The sequence below is a fragment of the Paraburkholderia ribeironis genome (genome assembly GCF_900019265.1).
Classification (GTDB): domain Bacteria; phylum Pseudomonadota; class Gammaproteobacteria; order Burkholderiales; family Burkholderiaceae; genus Paraburkholderia; species Paraburkholderia ribeironis.
In genome coordinates this window covers 1-738 of the sequence record NZ_CYGX02000220.1, presented here as the reverse complement: position 1 = coordinate 738, position 738 = coordinate 1, and the positions used below count along the sequence as shown (strand labels likewise).

Annotated in this window: 1 protein-coding gene; it reads left to right on the top strand. The window is 55.1% G+C overall.

The features are described 5' to 3' along the window. Window positions 1-339 precede the first annotated feature (339 nt). Window positions 340-738, top strand: a 399-nt coding sequence (locus tag BN2475_RS33265; protein WP_094783517.1) for an RrF2 family transcriptional regulator, incomplete at its 3' end; no start/stop codon positions are given.

The window sequence follows — 738 nt, the reverse complement described above, 5'->3', positions numbered from 1 at the left end:
CAGAAGACGGCATACGAGATGCTCAGGAGTCTCGTGGGCTCGGCATGGCGGGCGGCAAGGCGTTCAGCGGAAGATATATCGGAAAAAATTTCGGACTTCATATCTGGAACAAAAGTGAGTCGCGGCTAATGCGCAGACGCAAACGTTGGATGCGCGAATATTAATGTCAGAAAAAGTGCGCTTCAAACGAAAGTTAGCGTTTATAGTTACGCGAAATAACGAGATAAACGTGGCAATAAGATGTTTTTTGAAAGCATGTTATTGCGCGGGCGCAGTACCGGCGTAAGTGGAGCCGGCGTGAACATTCCGCACGTCGTCTCCGTCGCGATTTGCCTTTCAATGAGACTGACAGACTATACCGATTACTCACTGCGCGTGCTGCTTTACCTTGCAGTTCGTTCCGAAGGACTGGCAACCATACAAGACATTTCGGATGCGTACGGCATCTCGAAGAACCATCTGATGAAGGTGGTCCAGCGGCTCGCCGAACTCGGCTGGGTCGAGACCGTCCGCGGGCGCAACGGCGGTCTGCGGCTGTTCGAGCATTCGTCGGAGTTGACCGTCGGCGAAGTGGTGCGGGCAGCCGAGAGCGATTTTGCGCTCGTCGCCTGTTTCAATGGGACCGATGCGGACGGCGCGCATCGCGACTGTGTCATTCAGTCGCAATGCCGGCTGAAGGGCATCTTCGAGTCGGCGCGCGCTGCGTTCTTCCGTGAACTCGACAGCTATACGATCCGC